Below are 19,460 nucleotides of genomic sequence, written 5' to 3' on the forward strand. Positions count from 1 at the left end.
CTCAGCCGCCTGGTGCGACCAGTCCCAGCTCGTACGCGATGATCACGAGCTGCACCCGATCCCGGGCGTCCAGCTTGGTCAGCAGCCGGGTCACGTGCGATTTGGCGGTAGCCATGGTGATGTACAGGTCGGCCGCGATCTCGGCGTTCGACCGGCCGCGCCCGACCAGGGTGAGCACCTCGCGCTCCCGCTCGGTGATGTTCGCGACCGGTCGTGCGCGGCGCGGCGCGGCAGGCGTGCCGGAGGCCACGAAGTCGGCGATGAGCCGGCGGGTGACGCCCGGGGCTATCAACGCGTCGCCCGCGGCGACCACGCGGATCGCGGCGAGGATGTCCTCCACCGCCATGTCCTTGACCAGGAAGCCGCTCGCCCCCGCGCGCAGCGCGCCGTAGACGTGCTCGTCCTCGTCGAAGGTGGTCAGCACCAGCACCCGCGAGGGCTCCGGGCCGCCGGTGATCAGGCGGGTGGCCTCGATCCCGTCCATGCCGGGCATCCGGATGTCCATCAGTACCACGTCCGGCCGCAGCTGGCCCACCCCCTGGACCGCCTCGGCGCCGGTGCCCGCCTCGCCCACCACCTCCAGGTCGGGCACGTCGGCGATGAGCACGCGCAGCCCGGAGCGCACCAGCGGCTGGTCGTCGGCGAGCAGGATCCGGATCGTCATGGCCGCGCCGGCGCGGCGACGGTTTCGGGCAGCGGCAGGGTCGCCGCGACCCGGAAGCCGCCCTCGGCGCGCGGTTCCGCGCTGAACCCGCCGTGCAGCAGCCCCACCCGCTCGCGCATGCCGGTGATGCCGTACCCGGTGGCCGGCACGGGGCAGCCCCGCCCGTCGTCGGTGATCTCGATCGCCAGCTCCTCGCCCCGGTAGTCGACCGTCACCCGGCACCGCGGCGTGCCGGCGTGGCGCACCACGTTGGTGACCGCCTCCTGGATGATGCGGTACGCGGACAGGTCGATGTCACCGGGTACCGGCCGCCGGTCGCCCAGCCACGTCACGTCCACGCTGACCCCGGCGCCAATCGTCGTCTCGACCAGCCGGTCGAGGTCGGCCAGCCCCGGCGCCGGATCGAGCGGCCCCGCCCCGGACCGCTCGCCAGCCTCGGTGCGGCGCAGCCCGCCGACCACCCGGCGCAGCCCGGCCAGGGTCTCCCGGCTGGTGGCTTCGATGGTGAGCAGCGCGTTGCGGGCCTCGGCCGGCTGGGTGTCCATCACCCGGCTGCCGACGCCGGCCTGGATCGCGATGACGCCGATGCTGTGCGCCACCAGGTCGTGCAGTTCGCGGGCGATGCGCAGGCGCTCGGCGGTGACCGCCTGGATTTCGGCCTGAGAGCCCGCCGCCTCGGCGTACCGCCGGCGCGCCCGGACCGAGTTGCCGATCATCCAGGCGATGGCCATGGCCAGCATGGGCACCTCGGGTCGCCTGCCGAGGAGCACGCCGTTCGGGTTGCCGAAACCGATGACGATCTGGACGCAGACCGCTCCCACCGCCACCGCGATCGAGACCCGACGGGGCCGGGTGGCCGCGACGACGCCCACGGCGAGGTCCATGGCCAGGATCTGCACCACCCGGACGTCGGACAGGTACCCGGCCTGCCAGGGCGGCAGGTGCACGGCCACGACCTGCGCGGCCGCGCCGAACACCGTCAGCGTCAGGGCCAGCACGGGTCGACGACGCAGCAGCGTGGTGGGCAACGCCATGGCCAGGATCGGCAGCGCGTAAATCTGGGGCACCTTGACGACGACGAGATCGATGCTCGCGCGGCTCGTGGGAGTACCGAGGGACAGGATCAGCACGAACGGGAACAGGCCGACCGCCGTCCAGACCAGGGCCGTGCGCGCCGCCGGCGGCAGCAGGCGCCGCCGCGGCGGTCGGGGTACGTGCGGGGTCGGGTCCATGCCGGCGAGGTTAACCGGCCGCCCTCCCGGCCGGCATCAGACCGTGGACGGACGACCGGGGGTGGACGACCGGGGGTGGACGGCCGGGGGTGGACAGCCGGGGCGGGTGAGGTTCGCCACCACGTCCCGGCCGTCTCACGCCCGTCGCTGGGTCAGGCCGCCGCGCGCTGGGCCGGCGGGCGGCGGCGCAGGCTCGCGTCGGCCAGGGCCGGCGGCATCCAGCCGGAGTCGGCCACGTTGGCGTTGGTACCGGGTGCCACGATCTGGTCGATCCGGTCCAGCACGTCGTCGCTCAGGCTGACCTGCGCCCCGTCCAGCAGGTCGGTGAGCTGCTCCATGGTGCGCGGGCCGATGATCGCCGAGGTCACCGCCGGGTGGGCCACCACGAACGCGACCGCGAGGTGGGTCAGTGAGATGCCGGACTCCCCCGCCAGCTCGATCAGCTGCTCGACCAGGTCGAGTTTGCGGGCGTTGCCGGGCAGCGACGGGTCGAACCGGGCCGGGATGCGGGCCGGCCGGCCGCTGGTCATATCGATCTCCTGACCCTTGCGGTACTTCCCGGTGAGCCACCCGCCGCTCAGCGGGCTCCAGGCGATGACGCCCATGCCGTACTTCGCGGTGGTGGGCAGCACCCCGGTCTCGATGCCGCGGGTGAGGATCGAGTACGGCGGCTGCTCGCTGCGGAACCGCTCGTACCCGCGGCGCTCGGCGGCCCACTGCGCCTCGACGATCTGCTCGGCCGGGAAGGTCGACGAGCCGATGGCCCGTACCTTGCCGGAGCGCACCAGGTCGGTGAGGGCCGACAGGGTCTCCTCGATGTCCGTGTCCGGGTCCGGGCGGTGGATCTGGTACAGGTCGATGTGGTCGGTGCCCAGCCTGCGCAGGCTGTTCTCCACCTCCCGGATGATCCACCGGCGGGAGTTGCCGCGCAGGTTCGGGTCGTCGCCCATGGCGCTGTGCACCTTCGTGGCGAGTACCACGTCGTCGCGCCGCCCGCGCAGCGCCTTGCCCACGATCTCCTCGGACTCGCCGCGTGAGTAGACGTCGGCGGTGTCCACGAAGTTGATGCCGGCGTCCAGGGCTGCATGAATGATCTTGATCGAGTCGTCGTGGTCCTGATTGCCCCAGGCCCCGAACATCATCGCGCCCAGGCAGTACGGGCTTACCTTGATTCCGGTCGCGCCCAGCGTACGCAGCTGCATCGGGCCTTACCTCCCTCGCGGGTGATCAACACAAACCTGACCCAGCCTACTAGGGCGTGGTCGGGCACCCGTCGATCGATCGCTACCGGGTAAGCAGGTCGTCGCGGCGCGTTTGGATGGCGGCAAGCCGCGCCCGTGCCTGCGCCGAGCGCTGCCGCAGCCGGTTCATCACGTCACCGACCAGCCGCGTCGAGCGGGCGACACTTTCCTGGGCCTGTTTGATCCGGCCGCGCACCGCGAAGTCCGTGAAGGCGTTGTCGAACCAGATGTCCACGAACCTGGTCAGGCCGTCCAGCCCCAGCCGTGGCACGGCCGGTTGCTCCCCGTCCACGTCGGCGAGTTCGGTGCGCAGCACGGCCAGGCACCTGTCGGCGTAGGCGGCGTCGCGTGCCGCATCGTCCAGGCGCGAGTGCTTGATAGCGCTGGCGATCGCGCCGCCGCCGAAGAAGGTGTCGTACGTCGACCAGCCCGACGCGCTGGACAGCCGATCAGCGAGCCGAGACAGCGCTTCCTGCGCCTGCCGGCCGGCCCGCAGCGCCTCGTCCACCTCGCGCACCTCACCGGTCAGCCGCCCCGACTCCTCGGCAAGGCTGAGCAGCTCGGCTCCGCGCGGGTCGTCGGATCCCCGCAGGAACCGCTCCTTCTCCCCGAGTACGGCCGTGTACGCGCCGGATGCCCCGGCGAGCTGCTCCAGCCGTGCCCTGGCGGCGTCGCGCTCGCGGCCCACCACGTCGAGCCGGGCCTGCGCCTCGGCTACCCGGTACCGTCAAAGGATCAGAAGGGCAAACGGTCAGAAGATCAGAGGGTCAGCTTCATGCCCTCGTGGCTGGCGACGAAGCCGAGCCGGACGTAGAAGCGGTGCGCGTCGACCCTCGACTTGTGGGATGTGAGCTGCACGATCGTGCAGCCGCGCTGGGCAGCGTGCGCGATCGCCCAGTCCATCAACTGGCGGCCGAGCCCCTGGCCACGACGCTGCGAGCGGACCCGGACCGCCTCGATCTGGGCGCGCCGCGCGCCGTGCCGGCTGAGACCCGGGAGGTAGACGATCTGCATGCAGCCGATTACCTGGCCGTCCTGCTCTCCCACGATCTGGAGGGCCCGCGGATCGGCGTCGAGGTCCGCGAAGGCCCGCTCGTACGCCTCGTCGACCTCGACGCTGTCGCGGTCGGCGCCCAGGTCGTCGTCTACCAGCAGGGCGAGGATGGCGGGCAGGTCGGCGCGGGTCGCCTCACGGATGATCACGCCGAGAGTGTAGGCCAGCCCCGGCCCGGCCACCCTCGGGCGAGCGCGATCCCGGTACTCTCAACAGCTGCTCAAGCGGACGCCCTTCCGGCGTACAGCGCCCTACGCTGTGGCGATGTGGCGGGCTTCGATGCGTCCTGGTAGGAGGGCGTCGGGGGGGCTCGCCTGCGCCACGAACCGGCTCGGCTGCGCTCCCCCCAAGGCGGCATCGACCGCGGCCTCGACGTGAAGCCGCGAGGTGGGAAACACCGGAACGGGGCAGTCGGCCGGCGAGATCAGCAGCTCGATCTCGGTGCAGCCGAGGATGACGCCCCGGGCGCCGGAGCCCACGAGCCGGTCGATGACGCCCCGGTACGCCTGTCGGGAGGTGTCACGGATGTCGCCGAGGCACAATTCCTCGTAGATGACGCGGTGCACCTCGGCGCGGTCGCCGGCCTCGGGAACTATCACGCGCAGGCCGCCCGCGGCGAGCCGGTCGCGGTAGAAGTCCTGCTCCATGGTGAAGGCCGTGCCGAGCAGGCCGACGGTGTGCAGACCGGCCGCGGTGACCGCGGCGGCGGTGGCGTCGGCCAGGTGCAGCAGGGGAATGTCGATGGCGTCCTGAACCTGCTCGGCGACCCTGTGCATCGTGTTGGTACACAACAACAGCAGGTCCGCGCCCGCGGCCTGCACGGCCGCGGCGGCCCGGCCGAGCAGGAGGCCGGCCTCGTCCCACCGCTCGGTCGCCTGCAGGTGTTCGATGTCGGCGAAATCGACCGAGTGCAGCACGCACCGGGCCGAATGCAGGCCGCCGAGGCGCTCGCGCACGAGTTCGTTGGCCAGCCGGTAGTAGTGCGCGCTGGACTCCCAGCTCATCCCGCCGAGCATCCCGATGGTCAGCATGATCCCTTTCTACCAGCGCCGCGCCGCCCGTCGCGGGCGGTACGGACCGGCGGGAAACGCGCTCTTCATTGTCGCGACCCGCCGGCGAAACCGCTGCCGGTTTGGATCTTCATCGACGCGGCCAGCGCGGCGATCCAGGCACGGCGGATCGGATAGTCGCGAGCCCGCACCTCGCTCCCCGGACCCGGAGGAATGCATGGCCATCGACCCCTCGTCACTGACCACCGACCAGCTGAATACGTTCATCGTGGCCCGGCTGGCCGTTTCCGGAATCGACCTCAACCTGCTGCCGACCACCGCCGACCCCGTCACCGGCGCGCCCACCCAGGCGCAGGTGCTCTCCTCCCTGCGCTCGTTCGTGCTCAAGACTCCCACCGCGATCAACGGGTGGCGGCCGGTGCCGGCGACGACCACCGACGCCGACGCGCTCAGCCAGGAGCTGTCCCCGCCGCTGGAGTACCCCTCGATCACCGAGGCGTGGACCGGACGGGAGGGACGGTGACCCGGGAGTTCAACCGGCGGGTGTTCCTCGCCCGGTCCGCCTCGGTCGCCGCCGGTACCGCCGCGGCGGCGGCCCTGCCGGCCACCGCGTTCGCCTCCCCCGCCGCCGGGGGGCCCGACGCCGGTGCGGCATCGCTGGCCGGCGGCAAGAAGGTCACCGTGCCGGACGTGGACGTGCGGCCGGAGGCGAGGCAGGACCCGACCGAGGCGACCGTCGCCGAGGCCGTCACGCTGCTGCGCCACCGGAAGCTGAGCGCGGTGGAGCTGGTCGAGGCGCACCTGCGACGCATCGCCACGTTCGATTCGGTGTACCAGGCGTTCAACGCGGTCACCGCGGACGCCGCCCGCGAACAGGCCAGGGCCGCGGACCGGCACCCGGGCGGGGTGCTGAGCGGGATTCCCTTGTGCGTCAAGGACAACTACTACACCGCCGGGGTCGTCACGACGGCCAACTCCTTCATCTTCGAGAACTTCGTACCGCCCTACGACGCCACCTCGGTGGCCCGGTTGAAGGCCGCCGGCGGGATAGTGGTCGGCAAGGGGCAGATGGGCCCGCTGGCGACCACCCGCGCCACCACCCCCAACGGCACGGTCACCACCGTCAACGCCTGGACGCCCGGGGACCCGTCGGTCGACCCGGGTGGCTCGTCGACCGGCCCCGCCTGCTCGGTGGCGGGCCGGATGGCGTGCTCCTCCATCGGTACCCAGACCGGCGGCAGCATCGTGTTGCCGTCCAACCAGCAGAACCTCACCGGCCTCAAGCCGACGATGGGCCGCACCTCGGTCTACGGCGTGATCCCGCTGTCCTACACGCGCGACCACTCCGGACCGCTGGCCCGCGACGCGCTCGACGCCGCCATCATGCTCAGCGTCCTCGCCGGCCCGGACCAGAACGACCCGCGCACGCTCGGCCTGCCGGCCGTGCCGGACCTGGTGACCTCGGCGCTGCCGGTGCGCCGGGGCAAGAAGGTGGTGCTGCGGCGGGCCACGACGATCGGGGTACCGCCGGACTACCTCACCGGGGTCGGCGCCGACGTCCTCGCACTGCGCCACGGGTTCCTGGACCAACTGGCCTCGATCCCGGGCGCGAAGATTGTGAACGTCGGCTACCCCGACGACTGGGGCCTGCTGACCGACACGTTCAACAACGTGCGGCTCAGCGAGCGGACCGAGCCGTTCCTGCCGTACCTGAGGCAGGACCCGAAGCTGTTCGGCGTGTCGCTGCTCAGTTGGCTGCAGGGCCTGTTCCTGTCCGGTGACGAGTGGATCACTGGCCAGCGGGCCAAGAACCACCTGCTGCGTGAGCTGCTCGACGGCGTCATGAGCGGCTGCGACGTGCTGCTGCAGACCGGGCCGGTACCCTTCGACATCCTGGGCCTGCCCGAACTCGCGCTGCCGATCGGGTTCGCCCCCGTCGGATCGGACCCGAAGGTGCCGGTCGGCACCATTCTCGGCGGTGCGCCGTACGAGGAGGACCGGCTGCTGGAGGTGGCCGCCGCGTATCAGGCGGTGACGTCCTGGCACACCGAGCGCCCGGCCGACCCGGTGGTGGCGGCGCCGCTGTCCCGGGCGGCGGTGACCGGTCCGCCACGGCTGACCCCGGAACAGGCCGCGGCCACCAGCGCCTGACCCGCGACGGTCGCGCTCCCTTACGCACCACGGGACGCGACCGTCGGCGCCCGCCCGGTCGCCCCCCTCGCGCGCGACCGGGCGGGCTCTTCGCGCATGACCGGGCTCCCGGTCCGTCAGCTGGTGTAGTTCTTCCCGGGCGCCTTACCGGGGATGGGCCTGGCGATGAGCGCCACGGGGATGAAGAAGCAGATCTGGCCGATCGCTATGGTGAGCGTCCAGAGCGCCTTGTCGTCGTAGTGGGCGGACGCCCTGGCGTACAGCTCGTCGGGGACGCGCTGGCCGGACGGGTTCGGGGTGAGCACGGCCTCCACCAACTCCAGCGCGACCCGTTCGGCGTCGGTGAAGTAGGGTGCGTCCCGCCAGGAGGCCACCGAGGTGATCCGCTCCTCGGTCTCCCCTGCCTTGCGAAGCTCGCCGGTCTGCCGGACGGTGTGGTACGTGCTGCCGACGAGTTGTCCGGCGCGCAGGTGCACGAGGCTGATGGTGGTGCGCGGGATCGAACCGTTGTGGGTGGCCTTGATCATGCCCCCGGCGACGGAAGTCATCTCGGGGAACAGCTCGGTGGGGTCGGGTAGACGCGACGTAAGGTTGTCCGGCGTGGTCGTCGTGGGCGTGGACATGGGAGGACTTCCCTTCACATAATGGCCGGGTCGCGCGGGCTCCCAGCGCTGAACTGTCTCTGGAGGCCTGACGATCCGGGCGCCGACAATGTGAGCCGGCGCAGCGGCCTCACATTTCGGTGCGGCGCTTCGTCCAACTGGTGAGAGCAGTTTGCGAACGAGGGAGCCGAAGACGCCATGACCACCCAATCCGAGCCGGAACACGTTCGGGCCGACCCGAGCCTGAGCGCGATCATGAGCGAGCGGCGGCGGCTGATCAACCTCGCGTACCGGCTGCTGGGCTCCCTGGCCGAGGCCGAGGACGTCGTACAGGAGACCTACGCCCGCTGGTACGCGATGCCCGTTGACCAGCAGGAAGCCATCGACACCCCCGCCGCCTGGCTCACCACGGTGGCCAGTCGCATCTGCCTCGACGTGCTCGGATCGGCGCGGGCCCGGCGGGAACGCTACGTGGGGGAATGGATCCCGGAGCCGCTGCCCGACAGCACGGAATGGGTCACCGGACGGGCCGGCGGTACCAGCGCCGACCCGGCCGACCGGGTCACCCTCGACGAGTCGGTGAGCATGGCCTTCCTCGTCATGCTCGAAGCCATGACGCCCGCCGAGCGCGTCGCGTTCATCCTTCACGACGTCTTCCGCTACCCCTTCGCCGAGGTCGCCGAGATCGTCGGCCGCACCCCCGCGGCCTGCCGTCAACTGGCCACCTCGGCCCGCCGCCGCATCCGCGCGGCGCAGACCCCGACGGCCCCCACCGTCCAGCAGGCCGGCATCGTCAGGACCTTCAGGCAGGCGTGGGAGGCCAAGGACATCAACGCCCTCATCGCCCTGCTCGACCCCGACGTCACGGCCAGCGCGGACGGCGGCGGACTGGTCAGCGCGGTGCTTCACCCGATGCGCGGCGCCGAGCAGATCGCCCGCTACGCCATCGAGCTCGCCGGCCGGGTGCCCAACATGACGCTCCTGGAGCGCACGGTCAACGGCCAGCCCGGCCTGGTGATGCAGCAGGAGGGCGTCACCGTCACGGTGATGGCGTTCGAACTCGCGGGCGACCGGATCACGCGCCTCTGGGCGATCCGCAACCCCGAGAAGCTCCGGCCGTGGACGGCCGCGCCGGAGGTCTAACCTCCGGTCGTGGCCCGTTTGGGCTGCTTGGCGGCCTTGGGCTGGTCGACAGCCTTGGGCTGGTCTACTATGCCCAGCTCGGCGAGGTCGGTGACCCGATCGGCGGGCAGCTTGCCCTGGCGCAGCTCCGTGCGGCGGTTCTTGAGCCAGTGGAACAGCTTGACCCCGTCCTCGGCGTGGTCCTTGGACGGGCTCAGGTGCCCCTCGCGCTCGCGGAAGGCGCGCGCCGCCGCCAGCCCCCGCTCCCACGCCGACTCGTTGGGCGACCAGCGCAGGCCGAGTTCGTCCAGGGCCCGCACCCGCTCGGCGGACAGGGTGCCCCGCCGCCGCTCGCCGCGCCGGTTGCTGATCCAGGCGTGCAGGTCCACGCCGCCTGCCCGGTGCCGCGGCGGGACGTCCAGGTGCCCGTGCTCGGCGCGGTACGCCCGGGCCGCGGCCAGGCCCCGGTCCCAGTCGGAGCCCTCCGCGGTCCACTCCATGCCCAGTTCGTCCAGCGCCGCGATCCGCTCCGCGGGAAGCCGGCCGCGCTGCCGGTCGCCGCGCCGGTTCTTCAGCCACGAGTGCAGGTTCACGCCGCCCTCGTTATGGTTCGCGGCGGGGGCGAGGTGGCCGTGCTCGGCGTGGAAGGCCCTGGCCGCGCTCAGGCCGCGCTGCCAGGCCGCCCCGTACGGGTCCCACTCCATGCCGAGGTCGTCCAGCGCCCGCACCCGGTCGGCGGAAAGTGCCCGGTGCCGGTACGCGGCCCGCTGGTTGGCGATCCAGCCGTACAGCGAGATGCCGCCCCAGGTGTAGCCCTCCGGTACGGTCAGGTGCCCGTGCTCGGCGTGGAACTCCACCGCACCGGCGTAGCCGACCAGCCAGTCCGGGGTGGTCTGCTCCAGCAGCCGCACGGTCACATGGCGCAGCAGCTGTTCGGTGTCGTACTCGTCGGGCAGGTGCACCATCACGTTGCGGGGCAGCACGGGCGGGCCGTCGCACGCCAGCGTGACCCGGCTGGTGTCCAGCGCGGCGGCCAGCCGGCTGTCGTGGGCGCGCAGTGCGCGCAGCACCTGCCACAGGGTCGCCCACTCGTCGTCCTCATCGGGCAGCTCGCTCGGATCGTCGGGCAGCAGTACCGGCACCAGGACGGTGGCCACCCCGGTGCCGCCGGGGTGTTGGCGCAGCGCCCGGCCGACTCCCTGGATCACGTCGACGACCGACCGCGGCCGGCTGAAGCACACCGCGTCCACCGCCGGCACGTCGACGCCCTCGAGCAGGCACCGCGCGGAGGACAGCACTGTCCACCCGTCCCTGGGCGGGTCCGCCAGGTGCGCCAGGTGGATCTGCCGCTGGGCGCCGCTCTGCTCACCGTCCACGTGCCCCACGGTCAGCGCGCCGGGCGGCCGGTGCTCGCCGTCCATGGCTTCGGCGCGGCGGTGCAGCGTGCGGGCGAACGCCTGCGACGCGGCGACCCGGGAGGTGAACACCATGATGCGCTTGAGCCCGAACTCCGCGGCGGCCCGGACCAGTGCGGTCTGCACCACGGCGGTACGCAGTGGCGCACCGGCCGGTTCGAGGATGGCCGACTCCTCGGCGCCGCGCAGGATAGCCAGCGCCTCCTTGCTGGTGACCCCGATGACGGCGATCCGGTAGTCGTCGAGCCACCCGTCGTCGATGGCCTGGGCGACGGGGTAGGTGTAGGCGACCGGGCCGAACGTGTCGCTGTCGTCCATGGACAGCGCGAACTCGGTCTCCCCGGCCGCGCCCCGGCCCGTTCCGGCCGCGCCGAGCACCCTGGGGGTGGCCGTCATGTACAGCCGCCGGGTCGCCGGCAGGTACGCGTCGTGGTGCATCAGCGCGACGGCCTTGTCGACCCGGCCGGCGGTGTGGTGCGCCTCGTCGATGATGACCAGGTCGGCCGCCATGCCCGCGGCGAGCAGTCCCTGGCCGACCCGGTCGGCGGAGGCGTGGGTCGCCTGGATCAGCCGTAGCCCGGGCCGCCCCGTACCGGACCGGCGCAGCCACTCGGCTATCTCCTCGACGTCGGTGGTGACCGGACATTCCAGGTCGGCGGCGCGCACCGCGGCGTCGGCGACCGTTTCGTCGCTGCAGACGGCCAGCATCTCGTCGGCGACGCCGGACCAGACGCCCAGGCCCTGAGCAACCAGCGCCAGCGAGGGGCAGGCGATGACCACGATGCCCACCGGCTGGTCCGACTCGGCGCGGCCGGCGTCGCGCGGTGACTCTGACCAGTCGCGGCACAGCCGCACCGCGGCATGCGCGGCCACCAGGGTCTTGCCGCTGCCGCACGCGGCGATCAGCTGGCATCGGCCGCCGGGGGCCAGCGCGGCGACGATGGCGTCGACCGCCTCGGGCTGGAAGCCGCGCAGGGGCGGCAGCCTCGCACTCCGGATCGCTGCCGCCGCGGCCGATCGCGTGCCCACGGCGGACTGGCTTCGCCGGGCCGGGCTCCTTGGCACGCCCGCACGGCGCGGGGCGGCGTCATCACGCTCCGCGGTTCTCCGGGCGCCCGATGCCGCCAGGTCATGCCCGACCTGGTACGGCGCCGCACCTACTCCCACGCATAATGATTATCATCATCCTCCGCTTCAAAGGGAACCCCGTGGCTGTGACCACCTCAACAGGTGCGGCCGGTCCCCGGGTGCCAAACGGCCGGGCCCGCGTGGGTTCAGGAGAGCCGCGGGAGCACCTCTGAGGCCAGCAACTCCAGGTGGTCGGGGTCGTCGAGTTCGACCCGCGGGTATACCCGCTCGGCCCCGGTCTCGGCGAACTGCCCGATCCGCTCGACGAGCTTCGACGGCGGCCCGACGACCGCGTCCGGCGACGGCAGCGCGCTGGACTCGTTTCAGCGCCTGGGTCCGCCACGCGATCTCCGCCTCGGTGCGTCCACAGTAGACGCCGATGCAGGCGGAGAAGATGGGCGGCTGCCACCGGCGTTCGCCTGTGTTAGGAATATCACTGCCAAACCTCTGGCTACACAACGGAATCAGCCGAGCGCTCGCCGTGAAGGAATCGATCGCGCGGGCCCCTGTGCGGCGCGATCCCGCGAACGAGCGGATCGCGACGCGCCCCTGAGGCGCGGCGGCCATCGTGGCCCGTCGATGCATCGGTTGTCGACCTGGCGCCGGCCGGTTACCAGCGGGGGCGCGTTCGCCACCGAATCGCTAATGGCGCCACGGTGATCCGTGAACGTTGAGGAAGCACGCCGGCGCGTAAGCGGGACCGTGGAGCGGAGGTCCGCCCACGACATCGAGTGCGTCCAATGCGAGTCGCAGCGAAGCGTGCCGCGGCGGCATCCTCTCGGCCACCCAACTCGACGTTTGTCCTCTGTGGAACGAGCGATGGAGGCGGCACCCTACCATCACTGGGCGGCCCCCGCATCGCCGGCAACCGGCGTCGATGAATCTCGGACAGTTCGCGACCGTCGAGGTGTAACAACTCGGCTCACGTCCGACACTTGTTCCGAAGGTGGACGATCCCGTACGGTCGTCCGAGTCCGATCTGACCCGGGCGGCGCAGATCGCCCGTCTCATACCGGGAATACAACGACGGAGGTTTCACACATGACGCAGGACAGCGCGCTGCTGGAGCTCGACGCCGACGCCCGCGAGACATCGCCGAGTTCGGCCTTCCTGGCCATCGGTGGATCCGCCGCGGTGTCCGCCGTCGTGGAGGAGTTCTACGCCCGCCTGCTGGCCGACCCCGCGACCGCCGGGTTCTTCGCGTCGTTGACCGTCGACGGGCTGTCCTCCCTCAAGCGGCACCAGATTCTTTTGCTCACCAAGGTGCTGGGCGGCCCCGACCGGTACACCGGGCGGGACCTGGCCAGCGCGCACGCCGGCCTCGGCATCACCACTGATGCCTACCGTCGGGTGAGCCTGTGCTTGCTGACCGTGATGCACGACTTCAAGGTGCCCATGGACGTGCTGCTGGCCGCCGACGGAGTGCTGCGCGGTGTCGAGCCCATGGTCGTGAGCGCCGGCCCGGCCGCGGGGGCGCAGCGCTAGTGGACGTCGCGGCACTCAAGGCGAGTTGGGCACAGGTCGCCGCGCTGGGAGACCAGGCCGCCGCGTACTTCTATGCCACCCTGTTCAGCCTCGACCCGGGGCTGCGCAGGCTGTTCGCCACGTCGATGGGCGGCCAGCGCGACCGGCTGCTGTCCGCGCTCGGGCACATCGTGTCCAATGTGGACGACGCCGGTACGCTGCTCCCGTTCGTCCAGCAGCTCGGCCGGGACCACCGTCGCTTCGAGGTGACCGCCGAACACTTTCCGATGGTCGGCCGGGCCCTGCTGCACACGCTGGCCCACGGCCTGGGCCCGGCGTGGACCGAGCAACTCGCGGCCGACTGGACCGAGGCGTACGGGATCGTCTCCCAGGTGATGATCGAGGCTGCCGAGGCCGCCACGCAGGTGGAGCCACCGTGGTGGAACGCCGAAATCGTGGCGCACGAGCGGCGTACGGCCGACGTGGCGGTGCTGACCGTGCGGCCCGAACTGGAGCTGCGGTACCGGGCCGGGCAGTCGATAGCGGTCGAGTCGCACCTGCGCCCCCGGGTCTGGCGGTACCTGTCGCCGGCCAACACCCGGCGGCCGGACGGCACCATCGAACTCCATGTCCGGGCCGTCCCCGGCGGCATGTTCTCCTCCGCGATGGTCTACCAGGCCCGGCCGGGCGACGTGCTGCGGCTGGGCGCGCCGATCGGTAATCGGCTGACCATCCCGACCGACTCCCGCGACAACCTGCTGCTGCTGGCCGGCGGCACGGGTCTGGCACCGATGAAGGCCATCATCGAGGAGTTGGCCAGCAACCTCGACGACCGCGCGGTGACCCTGGTGGTGGGCGCCGCGACCAGTTGGGAACTGTACGACCTGGCGGCCCTCAGGCAGCTCGCCGAGGACCTGCGCTGGCTGCAGGTGGTGCCGACGGTCTCCGACGACCCGATCGCCCCGTACCGGGCCACGGTCGTGGAGGCCGCGCTGCGCATGGGCTCCTGGCACGACCGGCAGATCTACGTCTGCGGCTCACCCGCGATGGTCTCGGGCACCTGCCAGACGCTGTTGGAGCAGGGATACTCGCCCGGCGCCGTGCGAGTGGAGCAGTTCGACGACAAGTCCTACGCGCCGATGCGCGCGTCGTTGACCCCCCATGGAGCGTTCGAGGAGGCCACCCGGCGATGACCACATCATCCGGCTACCGGCGCAGACCGCTTTCCCCCCATGAGATCCGCAACACCCGCCTGCGCCAGATCGGTTTCCGTAAGGGCTACGACCCGGCCGAGGTGGAGGCGCTGCTCCAGCGACTGGCCGAGGAGGTGGGTGCGCGGGACGGCCAGATTTCGGACCTGCGGCTGGACAACGAGCGCCTCGAACGCGAGGTGTACGCACGCCGTCACGGTCAGCTGCCATCCGCGGGCGTCCCCGGCCTGGACGAGGAGCTCATCAACCAGCGTGCGCAGGCCCAGCAGTACGCGGACGAAATGCTGGCCGCGGCGCAGACCAGCGCGGCCCAGATGGTGTCCCAGTCCCGGCAGCAGGCCAACGAGATCCTCCGCGCCGCTCACGACGCGGCCGAGAACGCGGTGCGCGAGTACCGGGCGAACGCGGGCAGCAGCTACACGGCCGACCGCGAGGAACTGACCCGCCTGGCCACCCTGGCCCAGTGGGCCATGCGCCAGCTCGCCGGCCTGCGGGCCCAGGTCGACGCGACCGATGACGCGGCGCGGCTGGAACTGGCCTCGATCCTGGACCGGCTGGCGCCGATGATCGCGAACCCGGGGCAGGCCGCACCGCAGGCCGACACCCCGGCGTCGGGCTGGCCACCGCAGGCGGCGGCACGGGCCAATCCCGCACCGCCCGCACCGCCGGGCAACTGGCCAGCCTCGGCGGAGCCGAGCAATCGGCCACCGTCGGCCGAGCCGACCGGCTGGCTACCCTCGGCCGAGCTGAGCAACTGGCCGCCATCGGCGGAGCCGGGCAACCGGGCAGCATCGGCCGGGCCGACCGGCTGGCCACCGTCGGCGGCGCCCGCCGACTGGCCACCCCAGGCGGCACGGGCCAATGCGGCACCGCCCGCACCGCCAAGCAACTGGCCGCCATCGGGGGAGCCGAGCAACTGGCCACCCTCCGACGCGACGGCCGCCTACCCGCGGTCGGGCCCGCAGTCGGGCCCGCAGTCAGGCCCGCAGTCGGGCCCGCAGCCCTCGTCGGCCTTCCAGCGGCCCGCCGCACCGCCGAACCCCGCACCGCCGAACCTCGCACCGCCGAACCTCGCACCGCCGAACCCCGCACCGCCGAACCCCGCGCAGCCGCCCATGGCGCCGAACTTCCCGCCGTCGGGCGCGCACCCGACCCTCTCCTCGCCGGCCTGGCCGCACGATGACCATTCCCGGCAGGCGGAGCCGCCGGCGCGCTGACCCGCCAGGGCAGGCGGACCGCCGGCGCGCCGACGCCACTCGACGGCGTGGCGCCGCCGGCGGTCCCCGACGGCGTGCCGCGGGGCACCCACGACGCACGGTCTCGGGTGGCACGCCGGGCACCGTATCGCGTTGGCCGGGTGACGCCAACCGGGTCGTGCCGCCCTCCCGGTCGCGCCGCCAGCCGGGTCGTGGCGCCAGCGCGGTCGTGGCGCCAGCCGGATCGTCGCGCCAGTCGGGTCGCGCTCCCATGGCGTGGGCGCGCGGACGGCCGTGTGATCAGACGCACGTAACCGCAGGTCCGCCTTCACAAGCTCGACGGCTGGACGCGGATCCTCATCCCGCCGTTCATTTCGCCGTCGATCATCAGCCATAGTGTGAGTGTTCATGAACGACCATGACCACAATGGTGTGCGGGTAACCCGACGCGGACTCATCGTCGGCGCCGTCGCCGCCGCCGGGCTCGCCGCGACCGGCACCGCCGCAAGCGCCAACCCCAGCCGCCAGACCGCAGCCGGACCGCAGGTCGACCCGGCCACTTCGCCGCTGCTGGCATCGACGAAGACGCCGAGCTTCGAGGTACCGACATATCAGACCACCATCCCCGGCGAGTCGATCGAGGCCGACCGGGTGGACAGCCCGGTGGCGCCGGGAATCGTGCTCACCACGTTCAACACCTTCGGCCGCACCGCCGGGTGGACCCGGGTACACGTGCTCAACGCCGACCTGGGCACCGCGTCGGTCGGCGTGGACCTGCTCGCGGACGAGGTGAGCGAGACCTGGACGATCGCGCAGACCGCCAACGCGCAGAAGGCGGTCGGCGCCGTCAACGGCGACTACTTCGACATCACCGAGACCTTCGCGGCCGAGGGCCCGGAGATCAAGGGCGGCCAGCTGCGTAAGGGCACCAACCAGTCGTCGACCGTGGTGACGGTCGGCGCCGACCGGATCGCCCGCCTCGCCGACCTGCTCATCCAGGGCACGGTCACCGTCGCTGGGGTGCAGCGGCCACTCGCGGCGCTCAACTCCGAGACGGTACCCACCGACGGTATCGACGTGTTCACCCCACTGTGGGGTCCCGGCGCGCGGACGCTGATCCAGAGCGCCGGCCCGTACACGGAGCTCGTGGTCACGGCCGGCAAGGTCACCGCCATCAACAACCAGCTCACCGATACGCCGGTGCCGGCGGGGGGCCTCATCGTGCTGGGCCGGGGCGCCGCCGCCACCCAGCTGGCGGGCGCGAAGCTGGGCGATGCGGTGACCGTGTCGTTCCAGCCGCAGGACAACTCCCCCTCCCCGGTGCAGATGGCGCTGGGCAGCGGGTCGGTACTAGTGCAGAACGGGCAGGCGCTGACCTTCCCGTCGAACCCGGGCAACGACGCCGCGGATGGCCGTACCGCCATCGGTTGGCTGGACGACGGGCACCGGCTGCTGCTGGTCGCGGTCGACGGCAAGGCCAACTTCTCCGCCGGCCTGGGCTTCGATGACATGGCCACGCTGATGGTCCGGCTGGGCGCCACCACGGCGTTCATGCTCGACGGCGGTGGCTCCACCGAGATGGTCGCGCGGCACGCCGGCGACTCCGGGGTCAGCGTCGTCAACACCCCGTCGGACGGCAACGAGCGCCTGGTACCCAACGCCGTCGGCCTGTTCGGCGCGAAGGGGTCGGGCAAGCTGGCCGGCCTGGACGTGCGTCCGGCCGCCGACCGGGTGGTCCCCGGGCTCACCCTGAACCTCGAGGTCGCCGGGTACGACGAGGCGTGGTCGGCCGCCCCGATCGTCAAGCACGCGGTCAAGTGGACCGCCACCCCGGGCTCGCTGGGCAAGACGGCGAGTGACGGAGTGTTCACCGCCAACAAGCCGGGCGCGGGTACCCTGCGGGCGCAGTCCGGGTCGGTCAAGGGCGAGTACGACGTGCGCGTCGTCGGCGACCTGTACCGGCTGGCCTTCAGCGAGCCGGCGATCACCATCGACCCCGGTGCCACGACGAGCGTCACGCTCACCGGGTTCGACGCGGACGGCTTCGGCGCCCCGGTGGCGTCCCGCGACGTGAAGTTCGCGTACGACAAGTCGGTGCTCACGCTCAAGGACGAGGCCGACGGGAGCGTCACCATCACCGGCGGCGCGGACGCGAACGGCAAGGCCGCGACCATCACCGCGACCGTGCAGGGGATCAGCGTGACGCTGCCGGTCACCGTCGGGCTGATCAGCATCTCGCTGTCCGAGTTCGAGCCGGGCGCCGCGGTGACCTGGACCGCGACCTCGGCGCGGGGTAGCGCGTCGGTCGCCACGGTCGCCGCTCCCGAGCGGCCCGGGGCCACCGCGGACAACCACGCCCTGCAGCTGACCTACGACTTCACCGGGCAGACCAGCACCTCGGCGGCGTACGCGGTGGCGGCGCCCACCCCGATCACCCTGCCCAGCGGCACCAAGAAGCTGTCGCTGTGGGTCAACGGCGACGGCAAGGGGCACTGGCTGCGGGCGATGATGGCCTCGCAGGGCACCACCAACGTGCCGTTCGACTTCGCCCTGTCCGTGAACTGGACGGGCTGGCAGCAGGTCATCGGCGACATCCCGGACGGGTTCGCGGAGCCGCTCACGCTGCAGCGGGTCTATGCCGTGGAGACGTCGCAGACGAACAAGAACGCCGGCGTGCTGGAGTTCGACGCCCTTGAGGCGCTGGTCGGGCAGCAGGCCTCCACCACCGTGCCGCCGCAGCCCGACCCGTACGTGCTGGAGCAGCAGCCCGGCATCGAATCCGGCCGGTGGACCTTCGCCATCATGTCCGACCTGCACGTCAGCGCGGCGCAGACGCTGAACTCGTTCTCCGCCCGGCAGACCGCCGTGGCGCTGGACCAGGCCGTGGCCGCCAAGCCCGACTTCCTGCTGATCAACGGCGACTTCGTGGACGACGACAACCCCGCGGACTTCGTGCTGGCCAACGGGCTGCTGGCCGCGCACGTGCCGGCCAGCCTGCCGGTCTACTGGATCCCCGGCAACCACGAGGCCGGTCTGTCCTCGACCGGCGGGCTGGACGCCTTCATCGCCGGTACCGGCCGGCCGACCCGCCAGATCTTCGACCACAAGGGCACCCGGTTCATCCTGCTCGACTCGCACACCGGTGACATGCGCAGCTCCGACTGGGACCAGGTACCGCTGCTGCAGTCCGAGCTGGCGAAGGCGGCGACCGACCGTACGGTCACCAGCGTCGTGGTGTCGTTCCACCACCCGCTGGTGGACCCCACCGGTACCGGCGCCTCGCAGCTGTCCGACCAGCTGGAGGCGAGCCTGTTCCAGAAGTGGCTGGCCGACTTCCGGGAGACCTCCGGCAAGCCGATCGCCCTGTTCACCGGCCACGTGCACGACGCGGCGATCCGGCGCAACGATGGCGTGCTGGACGTGACCACCCCGGCCGTCGGCAAGGCCCCGATGGCCTCGCCCGACCAGGGTGGCTTCTTCGGCTGGATGCTCGTCGGCGTCGACCCGAAGCCTGCCAAGATCAAGGCCGGTCAGCCGAGCCCGGACACCCGGGAGTGGTTGGTGGCCGAGAGCAAGCCGGTGATCGACGGCATCCAGCTGTCCGCCCCCGACCAGCTCGCCGTGGGAGCCTCGGCGACGGTCGCGGCGACGGGCATCACCAGCGAGTTCGGGCTGCAGTTCCCGCTGCGCTTTCCGGCCAGCGTGGTCTGGAGCGGCAGCACCGGGCTCGAGATCGCGCAGACGACGTCCGACGTCAAGGCCGCCAAGAAGAAGGCGAAGACCGTGGCGGTACTCGACCTGAGCGGCGACACGGCCACGCTGACCACGGTGAAGTCTGGAACGGTCACCCTCACGGTGGCCTCGGGCGGCCTGACCGCCTCGGCCACCATCACGGTCAAGAAGTAACGCGCGTTCACGACGGCGGCCGGCGGTGTTCACCGCCGGCCGCCGCTGGGTCGGCGTGCCCGCC

The 19,460-nt window shown here is 72.0% G+C and carries 15 protein-coding genes; 7 read left to right on the top strand and 8 right to left on the bottom strand.

The features are described from left to right. Position 1: 1 nt before the first annotated feature. From ABEA87_RS23535 to ABEA87_RS23560, 6 genes are all read right to left on the bottom strand, one after another. Positions 2-664: a response regulator transcription factor gene (locus tag ABEA87_RS23535; protein WP_345632894.1), complete on the bottom strand. Its 663-nt coding sequence runs from the start codon at positions 662-664 to the stop codon at positions 2-4. Then, positions 661-1,896 (bottom strand): sensor histidine kinase, encoded by a 1,236-nt coding sequence (locus ABEA87_RS23540; protein WP_345632896.1) that lies wholly within the window; start codon positions 1,894-1,896, stop codon positions 661-663. The genes ABEA87_RS23535 and ABEA87_RS23540 overlap by 4 nt, the downstream gene beginning before the upstream one ends. 152 nt (positions 1,897-2,048) lie before the next feature. Then, positions 2,049-3,098, bottom strand: coding sequence for an aldo/keto reductase (locus ABEA87_RS23545; protein WP_345632897.1), 1,050 nt, complete (start codon positions 3,096-3,098; stop codon positions 2,049-2,051). An 82-nt stretch (positions 3,099-3,180) separates the two neighbouring features. Next, the gene (locus tag ABEA87_RS23550) at positions 3,181-3,825 is read right to left on the bottom strand and encodes a hypothetical protein (protein WP_345632899.1); all 645 of its coding nucleotides are present in this window, start codon (positions 3,823-3,825) and stop codon (positions 3,181-3,183) included. 71 nt (positions 3,826-3,896) lie between these two features. After that, positions 3,897-4,340 (bottom strand): GNAT family N-acetyltransferase, encoded by a 444-nt coding sequence (locus tag ABEA87_RS23555; RefSeq protein ID WP_345632901.1) that lies wholly within the window; start codon positions 4,338-4,340, stop codon positions 3,897-3,899. A gap of 102 nt (positions 4,341-4,442) precedes the next feature. Next, positions 4,443-5,222: an aspartate/glutamate racemase family protein gene (locus ABEA87_RS23560; protein ID WP_345632902.1), complete on the bottom strand. Its 780-nt coding sequence runs from the start codon at positions 5,220-5,222 to the stop codon at positions 4,443-4,445. Positions 5,223-5,418: 196 nt separating this feature from the next. On the opposite strand from ABEA87_RS23560, the gene ABEA87_RS23565 reads away from it, so the two are divergent. Both ABEA87_RS23565 and ABEA87_RS23570 read left to right on the top strand, forming a co-directional pair. Beyond that, positions 5,419-5,724, top strand: coding sequence for a hypothetical protein (locus ABEA87_RS23565; protein WP_345632904.1), 306 nt, complete (start codon positions 5,419-5,421; stop codon positions 5,722-5,724). Beyond that, positions 5,721-7,352 (top strand): amidase, encoded by a 1,632-nt coding sequence (locus tag ABEA87_RS23570; protein WP_345632905.1) that lies wholly within the window; start codon positions 5,721-5,723, stop codon positions 7,350-7,352. The genes ABEA87_RS23565 and ABEA87_RS23570 overlap by 4 nt, the downstream gene beginning before the upstream one ends. 116 nt (positions 7,353-7,468) lie before the next feature. Here ABEA87_RS23570 and ABEA87_RS23575 read toward each other — a convergent pair whose 3' ends face one another. Further along, positions 7,469-7,975 (bottom strand): carboxymuconolactone decarboxylase family protein, encoded by a 507-nt coding sequence (locus ABEA87_RS23575; RefSeq protein WP_345632907.1) that lies wholly within the window; start codon positions 7,973-7,975, stop codon positions 7,469-7,471. A gap of 177 nt (positions 7,976-8,152) precedes the next feature. Here ABEA87_RS23575 and sigJ point away from each other — a divergent pair, with 177 nt between their 5' ends. Beyond that, complete coding sequence (gene sigJ, locus ABEA87_RS23580) at positions 8,153-9,097, top strand: RNA polymerase sigma factor SigJ (protein ID WP_345632908.1); 945 nt, start codon at positions 8,153-8,155, stop codon at positions 9,095-9,097. Here the strand turns inward: sigJ and ABEA87_RS23585 are convergent. After that, on the bottom strand, positions 9,094-11,520 hold the full coding sequence (locus ABEA87_RS23585; protein ID WP_345632910.1) for a DEAD/DEAH box helicase: 2,427 nt from the start codon (positions 11,518-11,520) through the stop codon (positions 9,094-9,096). The two genes, sigJ and ABEA87_RS23585, sit on opposite strands and share 4 nt — an antisense overlap. A 1,140-nt stretch (positions 11,521-12,660) precedes the next feature. Here ABEA87_RS23585 and ABEA87_RS23590 point away from each other — a divergent pair. The 4 genes from ABEA87_RS23590 (at position 12,661) to ABEA87_RS23605 (ending at position 19,396) form a co-directional block, all read left to right on the top strand. Next, positions 12,661-13,104: a group I truncated hemoglobin gene (locus ABEA87_RS23590; RefSeq protein ID WP_345632911.1), complete on the top strand. Its 444-nt coding sequence runs from the start codon at positions 12,661-12,663 to the stop codon at positions 13,102-13,104. Continuing rightward, entirely contained in the window at positions 13,104-14,276 is a 1,173-nt protein-coding gene (locus tag ABEA87_RS23595; RefSeq protein ID WP_345632913.1) for a globin domain-containing protein, read from the top strand. The genes ABEA87_RS23590 and ABEA87_RS23595 overlap by 1 nt, the downstream gene beginning before the upstream one ends. Beyond that, a complete protein-coding gene (locus ABEA87_RS23600) occupies positions 14,273-15,511 on the top strand; it encodes a DivIVA domain-containing protein (protein WP_345632915.1) in 1,239 nt (412 codons plus the stop codon). The genes ABEA87_RS23595 and ABEA87_RS23600 overlap by 4 nt, the downstream gene beginning before the upstream one ends. 387 nt (positions 15,512-15,898) lie before the next feature. Further along, entirely contained in the window at positions 15,899-19,396 is a 3,498-nt protein-coding gene (locus ABEA87_RS23605) for a phosphodiester glycosidase family protein (RefSeq protein ID WP_345632917.1), read from the top strand. The last annotated feature ends 64 nt before the right edge of the window (positions 19,397-19,460 follow it).

The organism is Rugosimonospora acidiphila, assembly GCF_039543385.1.
Lineage (GTDB): Bacteria > Actinomycetota > Actinomycetes > Mycobacteriales > Micromonosporaceae > Rugosimonospora > Rugosimonospora acidiphila.